The following is a 15999-nucleotide window of genomic DNA, read 5'->3' as shown; positions in this document are numbered from 1 at the left end:
CTCTACAGGGTTTTGGGTTTTACACATTTGCCTTATTTACCTGAAAACTGCTGTATCTATTCTTCAAATGCCTGCAATAAAATCCCTAAAATTTTATCAACTTCTTTAATATAGTATTCAACAGAATCTATATACACAGTCGTTTCTTCTATAAATAAAAACTTCCAATTAGTACCGCTAGTAACAGAGCCATAAATTCGCACTTTCTCACTTCCTTGAGCTTGATTGAATAATTGTGCTGCTATCATTGCTGCAACGCATTGACCAAGACCACCATTAATATCTTCTTTTTTTGCCTCGAAAATAAACATTACAGGTGCCGAAATAAATAACTGTTCTCTTGAACCGCTGAGGATATAATCGCAAAAGCCTTGTAAACCTTTTGTTGAATCGACATTAAATTCATTACCAGAAAATAAAGATATTTTATTGCTTAATAACTTTCTTACATCCGCTAAGATTGGTGCGATCAAAAACTCGGAGCGAGCTTTTTCCGTTCCAATCGAAATTGCTAAAGGAATATAGTCACTCAAGATTATTTTTAAAATATCTGATGGTGGAACTGGGATGACATCAGCAAATAAATCACCAGTTTCATCAATTGTTAAATTAAAGCTTTTTTGCGCCTTGGAAAGAGTAAAATCGCTGTACGCCATTTTTCTATTATGAAAACTGAAAAATATTTTGATTGTTTATAGCGTTTCCTAATCTGCTGAGGTACAAATTTATCTGCGTCCATCTGCGTTTATCTATCTTCATCTGCGGTTAATTCAATATTCTGTACCTCATGAATATAAAAATCGCTATAACAACAAATAAAAATATATCTGAAAAATGCTTATAATTCAATGCGGTTCAGTTAAGGATTTTCAGTACTGATTTTAGACCTGTAGAGACGCGAAATTTCGCGTCTCTACACTGGTATTTTGGGCTTAACTGAACTGTATTGGCTTATAATTCCAAAGCTGACCTTAGGCAAACATTCACCTGATTAATCGCTTCAGCAGAAAGAGAACCCAGCTTTCTGATAATCATCGTCTTGTTCAAAGTAAAAATTGATTCACAGCGGACTACAGACTCAACTCTAATACCTGCACCAGTAATTTCCTCTCCCGTTATCAAGTATTGCGTTGCTGTTAGAAGACGATTAGTATTAGAGGTGCAAGGCACAACCATTAGATCATCAAGAATTTGATTCAACTGATCTGTTGAAACGACTACAGCAGGGCGAATTTTAAGCTGTTGAAACTGAGTCGAAGGCATTGGCATCCGACATAATACCACATCACCGCGCTGTAAGTTCATCAGCAAAGATTTTGTCATAAATATCATTCTCAGCGCTTAACCAATCCTGATAAGCTTGAGATTCTATCGGATAACCAGATTTTTTAGCACTTTGAAGAGAAACAGCAAAATCCAGCAACGCTGATAACTGCTCATCGTTGAATTGCTCAATTATGCTTTCTAGTTCTTTACGAATGTTCATGGCATTTCCCATTGCTAACTACTTTCAATTTATGCGTCCAAAAGCTGCGTTTGACTAAAACTATAAATTGTTTGCGTCTTCAGTTGTTCGCAACAAATCGATGAAGGTAAAGTTCCAGGAGCAAAGGTTTGCCGATCGCATTGGACTTGCAAATGACTCAAAGGATCAATCCCTGGAGAAATCAGAAATTCAAACCTCTCTATATAAGGTAAAGTGGTTAAATTGTCAAGAATTTGACCGATCGCCTGCACATAAGGATGACTATTTTGCTGATACCAATCAGGTGCAGCCAGTTGCGCTTGATCCAAACCCAAATGTACAGTTAAAGATGGTTTGTCAAACAAGGCGATCGCTAACGGACGCGCTTCTTCTTGCAACAATAAATCATGGCTTTTCGCTAAATGACGCAGTTTCTCTAAACGTTCATAACGTTCGGTTACAGCTTCTGGGTCATCTTGCCAATGAATCGCTACCGTTACCAAATACGTCTGTAACAGCATGTGATCCAGCTTTTTCGCCTTTGTTGCCAGATAATAAGAATTGTAATCGGTTGCCTCAATCAACAGCGGTACGCGATCGACTACTTCCAACCCGTAACCCTTGACTCCAGCAATTTTCCTCGGGTTATTGGTAATTAGGCGAATCTTATGGACGCCCAAATCCATCAACATTTGCGCTCCCATCCCATAATCTCGCAAATCGGCAGGAAAACCCAAACGCTCGTTTGCCTCGACCGTATCCAGTCCCATATCCTGCAAGCTGTAAGCCTTCAACTTATTAATCAAGCCGATGCCCCGTCCTTCTTGACGCAGGTATACTACGACACCTTTGCCTGCTTGCTCAATCATTTTCAGAGCGGCTTGTAGTTGCAGCTGACAATCACAGCGCAGAGAACCTAAAGCGTCACCTGTCAAGCATTCTGAATGCATTCGCACCATTACAGGTTCATCTTTAAAGGTAGCTGGATCGCCTTTGACAACCGCTACGTGTTCAGTATTGTCAATGCTATGGCGGTAGCCATAAATTTCAAATTGTCCGAATTGGCTCGGTAATTTTGTCACTACTTCACGATAAACCAAGCGATCGTGTTTGAGACGATAACTGATTAAATCGGCAATGCTAATAATTTTCAGTTTATGATGTTTAGCATACTCAAATAACTGAGGCAATCGCGCCATTGATCCATCGGGGTTTTGAATTTCACAAATTACCCCAGCTGGATATAGCCCAGATAATCGAGCTAAATCAACCCCAGCTTCTGTATGTCCAGCGCGTTTTAATACACCGCCTTCCTTAGCCCGAATCGGGAAAATATGACCGGGACGACGCAAATCTGAAGGCTGTGCCGCAGGATTTAGGGTAACTTGAATAGTACGGGCGCGGTCTTCTGCGGAAATGCCGGTACTGACACCTAAATGAGGACCAGCATCAATGCTGACAGTGAAGGCAGTTTGATTAGTGTCTGTAATATTGCTTACCATTAATGGTAAATCAAGTTCATCAAGGCGATCGCCTGTCATCGCCAAACAAATCAGCCCTCGCGCTTCTACCGCCATAAAATTAATCATATCCGGGGTAGCAAACTGAGCAGCGCAAATCAAATCGCCTTCATTTTCTCGATTTTCATCATCTACTACCACCACCGAGCGACCGGCTTTCAGGTCTGCTAAAGCGGCATCAATCAAGTCAAATTCAAAAGCTGGGGATGTGGTCTGAGACTGCAACACAGAGTATTTCCAACGACCAAATAAATGTAAATTTTTTTAACAAAACCTACTTTTCGATTGTACAACCTTTATGGGGGAATGGAGCAGGGGAAGATGGGGAGATGAGGGAGATGAGGGAGATGAGGGAGATGGAGAGACAAACTCCCCCTGCCTCCTTGTCCCCTTGTCCCCCTTGTCTCCTTGTCCCCTTGTCCCCCTTGTCCCCCACTCCAGTTTTCAAACGAGCGATCGCATAACTAACGCGAATGGGCGCATTTAGTTGATGATAGTTGATAGCCAATAACGAATTTAATCATTTATCGGATAAGGATTTCATATCATGGGCAATTTAAGACGCGTACCCGTTGGCATTGTTGGCGCGTCAGGCTACGGCGGAGTACAGTTAGTTCGACTACTGATGGATCATCCAGAAGTAGAAGTTGTTTATTTAGGTGGTGAAAGTAGCGCTGGCAAACCCTTTGGCGAACTTTACCCTCATTTGGCTCATGCAGTTAATCTACCAGTTGAGGAGGTAGATCCAGAAATTATCGGCGATCGCACTGAAGTGGTGTTTCTGTCTCTTCCAAATGGTCTGGCTTGCGAAATGGCTCCAAAACTGTTGGAAAAAGGATGTAAAGTACTCGATCTTAGTGCAGATTACCGGTTTAGTGACTTGACAACTTACACAACTTGGTATGGGAAACAGAGAAACGATAATGCCACAGCGGTTACAGCAGTTTATGGCTTACCAGAATTGTATCGCGATCGCATTGCCGAAGCGCAGTTAATTGGTTGTCCCGGCTGCTATCCTACCGCTAGCCTCCTCGCACTTTCGCCACTTTTGAAGCAAGGTTTAATCGTCCCAGAAACCGCCATTGTCGATGCTAAGTCTGGCACCTCCGGCGGCGGACGGCAAGCGAAAATAAACTTATTGTTAGCGGAAGCAGACAACTCTCTAGGAGCATACAATGTCGCCCGTCACCGCCACACCCCGGAAATTGAGCAAATTTGCAGTGATTTGGCGGGGCATGAAGTTATGATTCAATTTACACCCCACCTCATCCCAATGGTGCGGGGTATTTTAGCAACCGTATACGCTACCCTCCGCGATCCGGGCTTAGTGCGAGACGACTTAATTACTATATTTAGAGCCTTTTACCGTAACTCTCCTTGGGTGAGAATTTGCGAAAGTGGCGAATATCCGCAAACGAAATGGGCTTGCGGTAGTAATATGTGTTATGTCGGTTTAGAAGTTGACCCGCGCACCGGTCGCGTCATTGTGATGTCAGCAATTGATAACTTAATTAAAGGTCAGGCGGGTCAAGCTATCCAATGTATGAACATTATGATGGGTTGGGACGAAACCTTAGGATTACCCAAATTGGGATTTTATCCTTAGTCTTGATTGATGGGATTTTGGGCTTATATCATGATAATAAAGTAAAGACGTTCCGCCATAATAAAGTAGAGACGTTCCGGCGGAACGTCTCTACGACGGTTGCGACGTTTTTATTACTGTTAATTAAACCGACATGATATATAGCGCTTCTCAGTTGGGTGCAATACATCAAAGAATTAAGGAAACGCAGATGAACGCAGATGGACGCAGATAAATCTGTATTTGATTCAAACGAGAAGCGCTATATATTATTTGTCCAAGGAACACAATTGATGATTTTTGTTGACAAATCTATTTTACACAGGCGTGAAAATTAACCCCAAAACCTTTGTAGAGACGTAGCACTGCTACGTCTCTAGATTTTCTACACCGATCGCTATTTTCTCTCCCGCGCATACCTTGGACGACAGGGATTTCCCCAACAAACTTGCCCTGGGGGCATGTCACTTAAAACACTGCTACGGGCGCCAATTACGGAATTAGCGCCAATTGTCACTCCTGGGGCAACAAAACAATCTGTTGTTACCCATGCTCCATTACCAATGGTGATAATTGCTGTTTTCAGTCCAAAGGCTGGATCTTTGATGTCATGAGTACCAGTACACAGATAACTTTTCTGGGAAATTACGCAGTGTGAGCCGATATGGATTTCATCAAGACTGTATAAAACAACATCATCACCAATCCAGCTATAATCGCCAATACTGATTTTCCAGGGGTAAGTGAAACGGGCAGTAGGACGAATTAATACACCTTTGCCGACTTTTGCCCCAAACAGGCGGAGTATCGCGCAACGGAGATTACTGAGGGGTTGAGGAGTAAGTGGAAAGGCGATCGCTTGTACAAACCACCAAAATAAAATATACCAACCCAGACGACCCCGATCAAACCAGGATTGGTCATACTTGCGTAAATCTACAAAAGGTTCTGCATCAACTATCGACGGTTGTTTAGTCACATTCAACTCAGACATTAAATTTTAGATTGGGAATTGGGCATTGGTAATTGGTAATTACAGGATATTTCAGGTAAATGAGGTACATGCATAAAACCCAAAACCCTGTAGAGACGTTCCGCCGGAACGTCTCTACGTGTATTCAATAAAAACGCAATCTGCTATAATTCCCCTTGTCCCCAGTTCCTTAAATTGCAGTTTGTTGAATTTCCGGTGTCAGGGATGGTGGCGCCACTTTGGGAACGCTGGTAGTATTTAGTTGCCCGCCACAACTACGTAATTCGTAGAGTTTCACGCCAATTTGGTATTCATATTGACTCAATAAGCGGGCGTAAGTATATCCAGCTTTGCCATCCAAAAAGCCGCGCTGAATAATGTAGAACAAAATAAACCGCAAAAATGGTTTAAACGGCAGACGCACCCAGATTTTTTTCAAAAAGCGCTTGCGCTGCACTGCATCACCAAATAAATTTGCGCTAATAGTGCCGCTGTCATCTTTACCTGTGAGAATATTCAAATAAACACGCGCTTCCCAGTTGGAATAACGATTATGTCTTTCTAACCAGTGGAACAAATCGCGGAAGTCTTCATGAAGCATATCGTTTTTCAGATAGCCGACTTTTCCCTCTAAAATAACGTGTTCGTGGACTTCGTTGTCACCAGTATTGGGAATATCCTCAGTGTTGAGATTTTCGTAGCGACCCTTGGCGTGCTTAAATAAACGCAGGTTCCAATCAGGATATTTACCACCGTGGCGAATCCATTTACCTAAGAAAAATACTCGGCGGTTGAGGTAATAACCATTGTGTTCATCATCTTCAATTGCTTGAGCAATTTCTGACCAGAGTTCGGGGGTGATGCGCTCATCACAATCGACAATTAGCACCCATTCATTACGGAAAGTTAGATTTTCTAAAGACCAGTTTTTCTTTTTGGGCCAGCGTCCATTAAAATGGAACTGCACGAGGTTTGCGCCGTAACTTTTAATAATTTCCTCGCTCTTATCGGTACTTTGAGAGTCTACAACAAATACTTCATCGGCAACAGCAACGCTAGCGAGGCAAGCGGGTAAGTTTACTTGTTCGTTTTTTGCCGGAATTAATACGGTAACTGGTATTTTTGATGACATATTAAGTAATTATTTCTATTTCTTATTTGATGACGATAAAAGACCCTGAATAGCTGCATTTAAGTAACCAATCTGACCGTAGGCATATACAAATTTGTCAAAGCGTTCTGCTGGGTCACTAAAATGTTGCAATGATTTATACAAGCCGCGTAAAAACTTTTCGCTGCCGCGCTGCAATTGACCGATACCGGCTTTACCCGCAAGTTGTTCTCGATAGCACTCACTGATACCTTGCCACCAGCCTCGGTTTAAAAACCAGGAGCGTTTGAGACGTTCTGGAGCGACATTGTGGGCAACTAGAGCATCGGGAAGATAAGCAACTTGCCAACCGCGTTGAAGGGCAAGTTCTGTCATTTGCAGTTCTTCATTAGATAATAGGTTTTTGCCGACTCGACCGAGATGAGGGTCAAAACCGCCAATTTCGTTGAGGAAACTGCGGCGGATTGAGTAATTTAAGCCTCTGGGAGTTAAACCTGGCTGTTCGATGTAGACGATGCTGTCACCTAAATCGTATGCTCCCAAATTGCTAGCTAGTCCGGGAGATAGCCAGCGTGGTTGTTGGATTCCTGGAGACCATAATAAAGTGACTTTGCCACCAGCGATCGCGATCTTACAGTTATTTTCATAGGCAGAATACAATATTTGCAACCAGCGATCGCACGCTACTGCATCGTCATCCAAATAAGCGATAATTTCCCCCCTAGATTCTTTGGCACCTGTGTTGCGAGCGACAGATAAACCAAGAACCGGTTCAAAGACGTACTTTAAACGCGGATCGGATAACCTTTGTTTTACAACTTCGGATGTGCGATCGCTTGAGTTATTATCGACCACCACCACCTCAAAGTCAGCGGCAAACTCTTGCGCCAAAAGGCTATCTATAGCAGCACCTAAATAGGTTTCTCGATTGTGAGTACAGATAATGGCGGAAATTAGCGGATCTGACATAGAAATTGTTGGTAGTTAGTTGTTGGTAGTTAGTTGTTGGTAGTTAGTTGTTGGTAGTTAGTTGTTGGTAGTTAGTTGTTAGTTGTTGGTTGTTAGTTGTTGGTTTTTCAGCAGTAACTCCCAACTTTGCCCCTTTTAACTCCTACTCCGTTCTCCTAACCACTAACCACTATCCACTATCCACTAACCACCAACCACTATCCACTAACTAATTAAATCCAACTGCTTGCTCTTGTGCTAAATCTATACCAAAAATTCCTGACTCACCAACCGAGTTTTTTCGGAAATAATCCTTAAAAGTTCATGTTTGTTGAATATGGCTGTGTAAAACTACCAGAGTTTCCGCTAGTTGACTAAGCCTAGTTTCTAGGTATTGCTTGCGTCCTAGTAGTTGGCGTAACTTTTGGTAACGAGCGATCGCCATACTGACATTCGGCACTTGATCGGCTGGACAGGGACGCGACCAAACCTGACCGGAGGAATCTAAACCGCAAAGTCGATAGCCTGTACGCGCTGATTGATGAGATATATTTTCTTGAGCCGCGCAAATTTCTTCTACATAATCCATCAAGCGATCGACTTCCGCATGACGCAGCGTTGCGGTTCCCCCCGGTTCGCTTTCTCGTGACACAGACTCCAACCAGCCATTGACAATGGGACCTTCTATATAAACATCTTGAATTTGTTTGACAATTTTTTGCAACTCTTTTTGCCAAAGTGAAACGCTTTCCTGAATTTCTTGCAATAAATTAAGTGCTAATGCTGGATTAGCTGCGTTGCGATGGCTTGTGAAACTGGGAGTTTTGAACTTGGGTAGTGCCGGCGATCTCCCATCGCTGTCTTGTGTGGGAAAGGTTTGCACAGAGTTATTTTGATTGTATTGACTCTCAAATTCTGTGTCAAACTCAGGTGCGTCTGCTTCAGTCACATCTTCTTTTGATGAAACAGCATCTGCTGTAGCTTCGCCATTTCCAACGCTGATCCGAAAAGAGAAAGACTGCTTTGTAGAACTAGCTTCAGCGGAGGCAGTGCCGTTAGTTCCCAAATCGTGTAGAGTTGCCTCAATGCGTTTTAAGCCTGCTTTCATAAAAAATTACCTGACTTATCCTGTCCCCAGTGGTGTTCTAATGATTGAGAAGTGTCTTAATGGGAAGGGAGAGCTCGCAAAAACCCTTTTTCGCTCTTCCTTTTGATGCTGGTGCTAATTTTATCTGTTAAAAGTTATTTAGTACCAAAAATCCCACTTTGGCAGTGAAAAAATTCTGGTAAGAAATTGCCACCCTATTTAATTAAAGATACTAAGGAAAAAGCTTTGGGTAAAGTCATCCTCGTAACTGGACCTGCACGATCTGGTAAAAGTGAATGGGCAGAAACTCTGGCAATGCAGTCAGGCAAAGCAGTTGTTTACGTTGCAACTGCCACGCAAAACTCAGCGGATGCAGAGTGGAATCAACGCATTGCACAACACCAAAAACGCCGTCTTGAAGACTGGGTAACACTGGAAGTACCGACGGAATTATCTGCTACGCTTGCGGATGCTCAACCAAATATCTGCCTGTTGGTAGATTCTTTAGGAACTTGGGTAGCTAATCTACTCTCTCAGGAGGATGCAATTTGGGAAAACACGGTTACAGAATTATTAGAAACGGTGGATTTGGTTGCGGCTGATATGATATTTGTGGCGGAAGAAACAGGTTGGGGTGTAGTGCCTGCTTATCCGGTTGGGAGAAATTTTCGCGATCGCCTGGGTTCTTTAATCCGCCAGTTAAGTACGGCTTGCGATACTGTTTATTTAGTCACAGGTGGTCATGTTCTTAATCTGTGCGTTCTTGGTATCCCGTTACCACCAAAATCTTAATTTAAAATTAAGTATTCAAAATTAGAAATCCGATCTCGCAAGTTTGTTTAAGATTGTGATATGGCAACCAAACAGGAAGTAAAACAATACCTTGCTTACTGGTTTCAGTTAGGCAAAAAGTTGATGACAAATAATGGTTCGGCAAGTCTGTTGCCCCAACCAGTAATTCAAGGCGATCGCTACAGTGACGAATTTGAAACGACATGGCAGCAAATTATCTCACAAGATTCAGGTGACTGTTACTTAGAGGGTACGCAAGAAACCATCGCACAGTTGCTGACACCGAGTTGGGAAATAAGTAACTGCGGTCGCTGTACGATGCCAGTACCTGTGCGAAGCTTGGGAATGCCACCTGAGTTATGTCCGTGCAATGATTTAGCCAATTGGCCCAATACAGAATTACCACTGCCGCGATCGCCAGTCAATAATACTGAACAATTAACGGCAATTTGCGATCGCTTAAATAATGTTTCGTCTACAAACAAATAACTTGTTCTGCCCAGAAGGGTAAACAATTGTAACCAAATTACTCATTATTCATCATGCATTGAGCCGTAGAACCGGATAACAATGTTACAAGCATCAAATAAAATATTGACCCTAGATGAATTTCTGGCACTATCAGAAACTAAGCCAAGCTTAGAGTACATCGACGGTCAAATCATTCAAAAACCCATGCCTCAAGGAAAACATAGCACTATTCAAGGAGAACTTTGTCCCACAATCAATTCTGTTGTCAAAGTACAAAAAATGGGTTGGGCTTTTCCAGAATTGCGTTATACTTTTGGAAGACGTTCTATAGTTCCCGATGTTGCTGTATTCTCTTGGGCAAGGCTTCCTGTAGACGAAAATGGTGATATTGCCAATACATTTGCCGCAGCACCTGACTGGATAATCGAAATTCTTCCCTCAGAACAAAGCCATACAAAAGTTATAAAAAAAATCTTACACGCTCTTAACCACGGAACTCAAATGGGTTGGTTAATTGACCCTGATGAGCGATTCATTGCCGCTTATCCTGCGGGACAACAACCTTTACCTTTTGAGGAAATTGATGGTGTTTTGCCGGTGCCAGATTTCTGTCAGGGGTTACAGTTGAAGGTCAGTGATATTTTTGGGGGGTTAAAGGTGACTCTGTAATAGATAGTCAATGTAGAGACGTTCCGGCGGAACGTCTTTACAAAAAACAGGGTGTGGGGTGTAGAGTGTGGGGTGTAGGTATTAAATAAAAACTTACTTTGTGAGTTTAAAGCTCAGTTTAAAAAAGATGTTTTTACTCATACGCAAAGCGCTCCTAAAAACAGTGTCCTTGTTACAATCCCACGTTTTAAAACGTGGGTTCCCCACGAGCGCCACCCCCCACACCCTACCCCCTTTGAAATTACAAGTAATTTGCCGAGCTTAATATTTTACACTGGCTGTGGCTTAGGTTTGATTTTAATTTAAGTTAATTTACTTACAGATTAAATCCGAAATATTACATATAGCATTTAATAACTGTGTAGAGATGCGTGGTTATCTCTACATATTTATTACGCCATATTCAACACTTTCCTTAACACCGCTTGGTCTTCTGACTTCGCTTTTAAGCGACCATTTTCGATATCTCGAATCCAACTTTGGCTTTTACCTGTCAACTTTGCTAACTCTCTTTGGGAGAGATTCAAATTTTTTCGTCCTTGTAAAATCTGTTCCCCAAGCAAATCGCCGGTAGTTTTGATCTTTTTTCTGGTAGTAACACTTTGTCGCCGATTTTTTTCAGATTTCGGAATTGGTTGCTGCCATTCTAGAGGTAGTTCAAAGGACAAAATTCGAGCGTTCATCAGCAAATTCCACTTCCCACGGGGACCTGTATCTGTCAAGCGAGTGTCAGCACCACCGTCAGTAGTCCAAAATTCTAATGCTTCTTCTGGATCTTCGGGAATATCAATCAACTTTGCCCACAAAGGTTGAATTAGTGGTGGATAAGTAATCGGGTCGAAAACTGCTTTGATTCCATAATGATGGAGAATTTCCAAATCGCTTTCAAAAGTTCGCAACAAGCGCTTGCGTTCTTCGCGATGTCTGGTTGCGTGGTTCACTTTTTCCTCACCGTAAGCAACTTTCAGCAAGGTGGGAATGGTGATGCGTTGTTCTGTACCCATTTTAGTTTTAAACAGCAGCCATAACATTAATCGGGCTGTGCCTTCATGTTGTTGCCAAATGCTCATGATTGTGGTTAACAAAGATTTGGGCAGACTGCGATATTGATAAAATGCAGTTCGCTCTTTGCATCCTTGTTTATTTAAGAAATATCGTGTCCAAATGCCAGCTTTGACTTTAAAAGTTAGCCCGACTAGATATTTGCACCCCCGATTATCTTCTTGAAAATAGTGCTGAATGTCTATTATGTGCCACAAGCGACTGCCTGTAACTGAAAAGCCTTTGACTCGACCTTGTTGGGGCCAATCAATGGTAGCAATTAGCGAGCAAGCTTGCAGTACAATATTTTTCATCAGAGCGAGTTTGGCGTTTTTACTCAAGTCTTTGCGTTTCTCTAACCCTAAATATTTCTCGATTTGGCGATCGTCGATGGCAAACTCTTGCTCCCAAGGTTGATCGCAAGCTGTAGCATAAGCGGCAAAAATGAGATGAATGCAAGCAGCTCTAATATCAAGTGCTTCAATTGCTTGTAAATTTGTTGCGCGATCATTAACAGAAGGACTATCGCTTACTTTAAATGGATCGCTAATGTGAAATGCGATCGCTCCTTTACCTTGATTAACTTGTCTGCCATAACACAAGAAACCTTGTTCATCGATTTGCCAAGGTAAAGATGTTCGCTGTGCCAAAACGTTGCAAGCTTCCCAAATCACCATTGCTGATGCAAACGGGTTATTTTTGCCATTGGCAAACAAATCTAAACTTGTAGCATCTCTAGGTTCAGCTTTGCATCTTCCCTTTTTCGCTTGCCAAGGAATCGGTGATTTTGTCGGACAGGCAATCACGCATTGCGGTTCAGGGTAATAACCTTCGCAATTGTTACAAAGACTAGGGTCAATCCAATATTCATCGTTCTCTATTTTAATCGCACCTGTGGGACATTGAGGACGGCAGTTATCACATCCAACGCAACTGTTGTTAGGAATTGTATAAGGCATACGGCAATTGCCACTCTACTCGCTCTCGATATCTGGCTCAAGTCTAAGAATGGACGTATTTACTTTCTTTAATCCTCACCACCACACCACAATATTTCCCTTGCAAGAATATTATTTTCTTGCCAAATTAATCAACGAACATTCATATTCAGTACTTTGTATCCAACTGAATGCTATAAACGCTTTTAAATAAAGCCTAATATTACTTACTTATTTATTAAATATATCTTTCACCAATCTGAAATTAACCTTGTTCATAACGATCTAATAAATATTTTTTAATATCTTACATCATCGAATATATAAAAACATTTACTTGCTGAACACAATAAAAATTCATAATTGTTATTGACGAACATTTAGCTTTTGAATGATAGGTTTTATCTGGGTTATTAATATTATTAATATTTGAATTGAGTAATTGTTTTGTTAGCTAATTTACAGTTATTAATAACAAATTAAATGTGTTGAATTGATGTAAATAGTCAAAAACGTGATATTGAACTTGTATTTAGTTATGTAGGCGATCGCTTAATGGGACTTAGACAAAAAAATCACAAAAGTCCCTTAAATGTATATACAGAAAGACTTTGACATCGTTTTGCTTTATTTGTTGATATATCTTAGGTCATTTTTGAGCATAAGAGTGTATTTCCTTAACCCTGCATGGCTTTGAACCTTGTTTGTCACTCAAAAATGTTTAAGTCCCATTTGGAGTAAATTCAGACAATCCAAGTGCTTGACTTTGTTTTAACGTCCGTGTGATACTATCTTTGAATAATACGGTAACTCAGTCGATTTACAGTAGATAAATAGGATTAACTTCCTATTATTTCTAGCGAACTGTTATATCAGACACTGAGGGGAAACGCACAAAAATTTTTAAACCTCATTAAATTGGTGTAATTCGATACTGAAAGGGAGATTAATTAATGACGCAGCAGACTAACAGCAGCATGAATCGTCGTAAATTTCTAGCTATGACGGCTGCTAGTACTCTTATGGCAACAGGTGGTGCGAATTTATTCTCAACAGCGACAGCTAAATCTCGTCGTCGCCTGAATGTGCTGTTTATTTTAGTTGATGATATGGGTTGGGGTGATCTCAGTATTTACGGACGCCCAGACTTTAAGACCCCAAATATAGATCGACTTGCACGGCAGGGAACCCGCTTTATTAACGCCTACTCGAATCAAACCGTTTGTACCCCCACACGAGTTGCTTTCTACACCGGGCGCTATCCGGCTCGGCTGCCTATCGGTCTGAGGGAACCCCTGAGTAATATTACGCAGGCTGGGAGTAGCGTAGGATTGCCACCTAGTCATCCAACCATTGCTTCATTATTGAAAGGCAACGGTTATGAAACTGCCTTAGTTGGTAAATGGCACTGCGGTTATCCGCCTAACTATAGTCCTCTCAAAAGTGGCTTTGACGAGTATTTGGGAAATTTAAGCGGTGGGATTGATTACTTCACCCATAAAGATGGTAGGGGTGTAGTGGATTTTTATGAAGGTGAAGAGATTGCAGACCGTGCGGGGTATGCTACTGATTTGTATACAGAAAGAGCAGTTGAATTCATTCAACGCGATCGCTCTAAGCCATTTTATCTTAGCCTACATTACAATGCACCCCATTGGCCTTGGGAAGGACCAGAAGATGAAGAATTGAGCCGCACTTTCTATAACTCTAATGCTTACACTGCCGGAGGTTCGACAGAAATCTACGCGGCAATGGTGCAGCGTTTGGATGAAGGAGTCGGCAAAGTATTGGAGGCATTGGAGCAAAGCGGACAAGCCAATAATACATTGGTAATTTTTACAAGTGATAATGGCGGCGAACGATACTCCTACTTTGGACCTTTCCAGGGTAGAAAAGGCAGTTTATACGAAGGTGGCATCCGAGTGCCTACCTTGATTCGCTATCCCGGTGTAATTCGGGCTAATCAAGTTAGCAAACAAGTAATTATTACCCACGATTTAACTGCAACCATTCTTGCTGCAACCCGAACCAGCTTTGATCCAGACTATCCTTTGGATGGTGTAGATTTACTTCCACTGCTGCGTGACAAACGAAAGGTGTTACCGCGAACTTTGTTTTGGCGCTATGGAGGGGCAGAACCGAGAACGCAAAAAGCTGTAAGAAACGGTGATTGGAAGTATTTGAATCTGGCAGGGGAAGAGTATTTGTTCGATTTATCAACCGATCTAGGCGAAACCGTAGACCTCAAGGATAGTCATCCAGAGGTATTTACGCGTTTACGTAACCAATTTGAAGATTGGAATTCGCAAGTGTTGCCTTACGGATCTTAATGAAACAGCACCGACAGGGTGAGGCGATCGCCACACCAATTCCAACTCATCGCTCTGCCCCAAGTCCAGGAAAACCGCCTGATAAAGGAATGGTTTGGATTCCAGGTGGTACATTCACAATGGGGTCAGACGATCATTACCCAGAAGAAGCACCCACACAACAGGTTACAGTGAGTGGATTCTGGATGGATCAACACACTGTAACAAACAAACAGTTTCAGCGATTTGTCAAAGCAACCAGATATATTACCGTTGCCGAACGTCCACCAAATCCGCAGGATTATCCTGGAGCGTTACCAAAATTGTTAGTCCCTGGATCGTTAGTTTTTGAGCAGCCACTCTATCCGGTTGATTTACACTCAATAAGCTGGTGGAGTTATATTCCTGGCGCAAACTGGAGACATCCCGATGGTCTTGGTAGCTCAATAAAAGGACGGGAAAACTATCCAGTTGTGCATATTGCTTATGAGGATGCCGAAGCATATGCAAGATGGGCTGGCAAAGCATTACCGACTGAAGCACAATGGGAGTTTGCGGCGCGTGGAGGTTTAGAAGGTGCTGTTTATGTCTGGGGTAATGAGTTTCCAAAAAACAAGTTATTAGCTAATATCTGGCAAGGAGAATTTCCCTGGCAAAACTTCAAATCTCATCCACCTCGACCTGAACCTGTTGGCTCTTACCCTGGTAACAACTACGGTTTGTATGACATGGCGGGTAATGTTTGGGAATGGACAATGGATTGGTATCGATCGCACTCCCTTCCATCCAAACCGAAATCTTGCTGTATTCCAGTGAATCCCAGAGGTGGCACTTTGGAAGAAAGTTTTGATCCGAATCAATCAGAAATCCAAATTCCCAGAAAAGTCCTCAAAGGTGGGTCGTTTCTCTGTGCAGCGAACTATTGCTTTCGCTATCGTCCAGCAGCGCGTCAGGCAGAAACAATTGATACTTCAACCTGTCATATTGGATTCCGTTGTGTCTCATCCAACTAAGAGGGTGACAACTTCGTTTCAAAGCCTTACAGCAGGCGATCGCTCTAATCCCATACACGTAGAGACGTAGCACTGTT

Annotated in this window: 16 protein-coding genes; 6 read left to right on the top strand and 10 right to left on the bottom strand. The window is 42.1% G+C overall.

Annotated elements, in window-relative coordinates; all coding sequences use genetic code 11:
- Window positions 1-56 precede the first annotated feature (56 nt).
- From TOL9009_RS0133365 to TOL9009_RS46545, 5 genes are all read right to left on the bottom strand, one after another.
- Window positions 57-656 (bottom strand): hypothetical protein, encoded by a 600-nt coding sequence (locus tag TOL9009_RS0133365; RefSeq protein WP_029637697.1) that lies wholly within the window; start codon window positions 654-656, stop codon window positions 57-59.
- A gap of 295 nt (window positions 657-951) precedes the next feature.
- Window positions 952-1323: a type II toxin-antitoxin system PemK/MazF family toxin gene (locus tag TOL9009_RS0133360; protein ID WP_199341326.1), complete on the bottom strand. Its 372-nt coding sequence runs from the start codon at window positions 1321-1323 to the stop codon at window positions 952-954.
- The gene (locus TOL9009_RS0133355) at window positions 1286-1486 is read right to left on the bottom strand and encodes a hypothetical protein (RefSeq protein ID WP_029637695.1); all 201 of its coding nucleotides are present in this window, start codon (window positions 1484-1486) and stop codon (window positions 1286-1288) included. The genes TOL9009_RS0133360 and TOL9009_RS0133355 overlap by 38 nt, the downstream gene beginning before the upstream one ends.
- A 29-nt stretch (window positions 1487-1515) precedes the next feature.
- A complete protein-coding gene (gene ribBA, locus TOL9009_RS0133350) occupies window positions 1516-3213 on the bottom strand; it encodes a bifunctional 3,4-dihydroxy-2-butanone-4-phosphate synthase/GTP cyclohydrolase II (protein ID WP_029637694.1) in 1698 nt (565 codons plus the stop codon).
- Window positions 3214-3259: 46 nt separating this feature from the next.
- Window positions 3260-3493: a hypothetical protein gene (locus tag TOL9009_RS46545; protein ID WP_144238447.1), complete on the bottom strand. Its 234-nt coding sequence runs from the start codon at window positions 3491-3493 to the stop codon at window positions 3260-3262.
- A gap of 39 nt (window positions 3494-3532) precedes the next feature.
- Here TOL9009_RS46545 and argC point away from each other — a divergent pair, with 39 nt between their 5' ends.
- Complete coding sequence (gene argC / locus TOL9009_RS0133345) at window positions 3533-4591, top strand: N-acetyl-gamma-glutamyl-phosphate reductase (protein ID WP_029637693.1); 1059 nt, start codon at window positions 3533-3535, stop codon at window positions 4589-4591.
- Between the two features lie 376 nt (window positions 4592-4967).
- Here the strand turns inward: argC and hpsU are convergent, their stop codons facing one another.
- The 4 genes from hpsU to TOL9009_RS0133320 form a co-directional block, all read right to left on the bottom strand.
- Window positions 4968-5564 carry a hormogonium polysaccharide biosynthesis acetyltransferase HpsU gene (gene hpsU / locus TOL9009_RS0133335; RefSeq protein ID WP_199341327.1) on the bottom strand — a complete coding sequence of 199 codons (597 nt, stop codon included), beginning with the start codon at window positions 5562-5564 and terminating at the stop codon, window positions 4968-4970.
- Between the two features lie 169 nt (window positions 5565-5733).
- A complete protein-coding gene (locus tag TOL9009_RS0133330) occupies window positions 5734-6675 on the bottom strand; it encodes a glycosyltransferase family 2 protein (protein WP_029637691.1) in 942 nt (313 codons plus the stop codon).
- A 15-nt stretch (window positions 6676-6690) separates the two neighbouring features.
- Window positions 6691-7623: a glycosyltransferase family 2 protein gene (locus TOL9009_RS0133325; RefSeq protein ID WP_029637690.1), complete on the bottom strand. Its 933-nt coding sequence runs from the start codon at window positions 7621-7623 to the stop codon at window positions 6691-6693.
- Window positions 7624-7924: 301 nt separating this feature from the next.
- On the bottom strand, window positions 7925-8710 hold the full coding sequence (locus tag TOL9009_RS0133320; RefSeq protein WP_029637689.1) for a hypothetical protein: 786 nt from the start codon (window positions 8708-8710) through the stop codon (window positions 7925-7927).
- 225 nt (window positions 8711-8935) lie between these two features.
- Here TOL9009_RS0133320 and cobU point away from each other — a divergent pair, with 225 nt between their 5' ends.
- The 3 genes from cobU to TOL9009_RS0133305 all read left to right on the top strand — a co-directional run bounded on the left by cobU (window position 8936) and on the right by TOL9009_RS0133305 (window position 10621).
- Window positions 8936-9481 carry a bifunctional adenosylcobinamide kinase/adenosylcobinamide-phosphate guanylyltransferase gene (gene cobU, locus TOL9009_RS0133315; protein ID WP_029637688.1) on the top strand — a complete coding sequence of 182 codons (546 nt, stop codon included), beginning with the start codon at window positions 8936-8938 and terminating at the stop codon, window positions 9479-9481.
- Between the two features lie 60 nt (window positions 9482-9541).
- Entirely contained in the window at window positions 9542-9970 is a 429-nt protein-coding gene (locus TOL9009_RS0133310) for a hypothetical protein (protein ID WP_029637687.1), read from the top strand.
- Between the two features lie 81 nt (window positions 9971-10051).
- Window positions 10052-10621, top strand: a complete 570-nt coding sequence (locus TOL9009_RS0133305) for a Uma2 family endonuclease (protein ID WP_029637686.1) — start codon at window positions 10052-10054, stop codon at window positions 10619-10621.
- Window positions 10622-11013: 392 nt separating this feature from the next.
- Here TOL9009_RS0133305 and TOL9009_RS0133300 read toward each other — a convergent pair whose 3' ends face one another.
- Window positions 11014-12621 (bottom strand): helix-turn-helix domain-containing protein, encoded by a 1608-nt coding sequence (locus TOL9009_RS0133300; protein WP_029637685.1) that lies wholly within the window; start codon window positions 12619-12621, stop codon window positions 11014-11016.
- A gap of 932 nt (window positions 12622-13553) precedes the next feature.
- Between TOL9009_RS0133300 and TOL9009_RS0133295 the strand changes: the two genes are divergently transcribed.
- A complete protein-coding gene (locus TOL9009_RS0133295) occupies window positions 13554-14930 on the top strand; it encodes a sulfatase-like hydrolase/transferase (protein WP_029637684.1) in 1377 nt (458 codons plus the stop codon).
- Window positions 14930-15922, top strand: coding sequence for a formylglycine-generating enzyme family protein (locus TOL9009_RS0133290; protein WP_051503188.1), 993 nt, complete (start codon window positions 14930-14932; stop codon window positions 15920-15922). The genes TOL9009_RS0133295 and TOL9009_RS0133290 overlap by 1 nt, the downstream gene beginning before the upstream one ends.
- Window positions 15923-15999: the final 77 nt, after the last annotated feature.

Origin of the sequence: [Scytonema hofmanni] UTEX 2349 (genome assembly GCF_000582685.1) — a bacterium.
In the GTDB taxonomy this organism is placed as follows: Bacteria; Cyanobacteriota; Cyanobacteriia; order Cyanobacteriales; family Nostocaceae; genus Hassallia; species Hassallia hofmanni.
The sequence above is the reverse complement of the archived record's forward strand: the minus strand, read 5'-3'. Positions and strand labels throughout refer to the sequence as shown.

Excerpts from the sequence above, each read along its gene's own strand:
- TOL9009_RS0133365 (WP_029637697.1), bottom strand. The coding sequence starts at position 656 with ATGGCGTACAGCGATTTTACTCTTTCCAAGGCGCAAAAAAGCTTTAAT.
- TOL9009_RS0133360 (WP_199341326.1), bottom strand. The coding sequence starts at position 1,323 with ATGACAAAATCTTTGCTGATGAACTTACAGCGCGGTGATGTGGTATTA.
- TOL9009_RS0133355 (WP_029637695.1), bottom strand. The coding sequence starts at position 1,486 with ATGAACATTCGTAAAGAACTAGAAAGCATAATTGAGCAATTCAACGAT.
- argC (WP_029637693.1), top strand. The coding sequence starts at position 3,533 with ATGGGCAATTTAAGACGCGTACCCGTTGGCATTGTTGGCGCGTCAGGC.
- hpsU (WP_199341327.1), bottom strand. The coding sequence starts at position 5,564 with ATGTCTGAGTTGAATGTGACTAAACAACCGTCGATAGTTGATGCAGAA.
- TOL9009_RS0133330 (WP_029637691.1), bottom strand. The coding sequence starts at position 6,675 with ATGTCATCAAAAATACCAGTTACCGTATTAATTCCGGCAAAAAACGAA.
- TOL9009_RS0133325 (WP_029637690.1), bottom strand. The coding sequence starts at position 7,623 with ATGTCAGATCCGCTAATTTCCGCCATTATCTGTACTCACAATCGAGAA.
- TOL9009_RS0133320 (WP_029637689.1), bottom strand. The coding sequence starts at position 8,710 with ATGAAAGCAGGCTTAAAACGCATTGAGGCAACTCTACACGATTTGGGA.
- TOL9009_RS0133310 (WP_029637687.1), top strand. The coding sequence starts at position 9,542 with ATGGCAACCAAACAGGAAGTAAAACAATACCTTGCTTACTGGTTTCAG.
- TOL9009_RS0133305 (WP_029637686.1), top strand. The coding sequence starts at position 10,052 with ATGTTACAAGCATCAAATAAAATATTGACCCTAGATGAATTTCTGGCA.
- TOL9009_RS0133300 (WP_029637685.1), bottom strand. The coding sequence starts at position 12,621 with ATGCCTTATACAATTCCTAACAACAGTTGCGTTGGATGTGATAACTGC.
- TOL9009_RS0133295 (WP_029637684.1), top strand. The coding sequence starts at position 13,554 with ATGACGCAGCAGACTAACAGCAGCATGAATCGTCGTAAATTTCTAGCT.
- TOL9009_RS0133290 (WP_051503188.1), top strand. The coding sequence starts at position 14,930 with ATGAAACAGCACCGACAGGGTGAGGCGATCGCCACACCAATTCCAACT.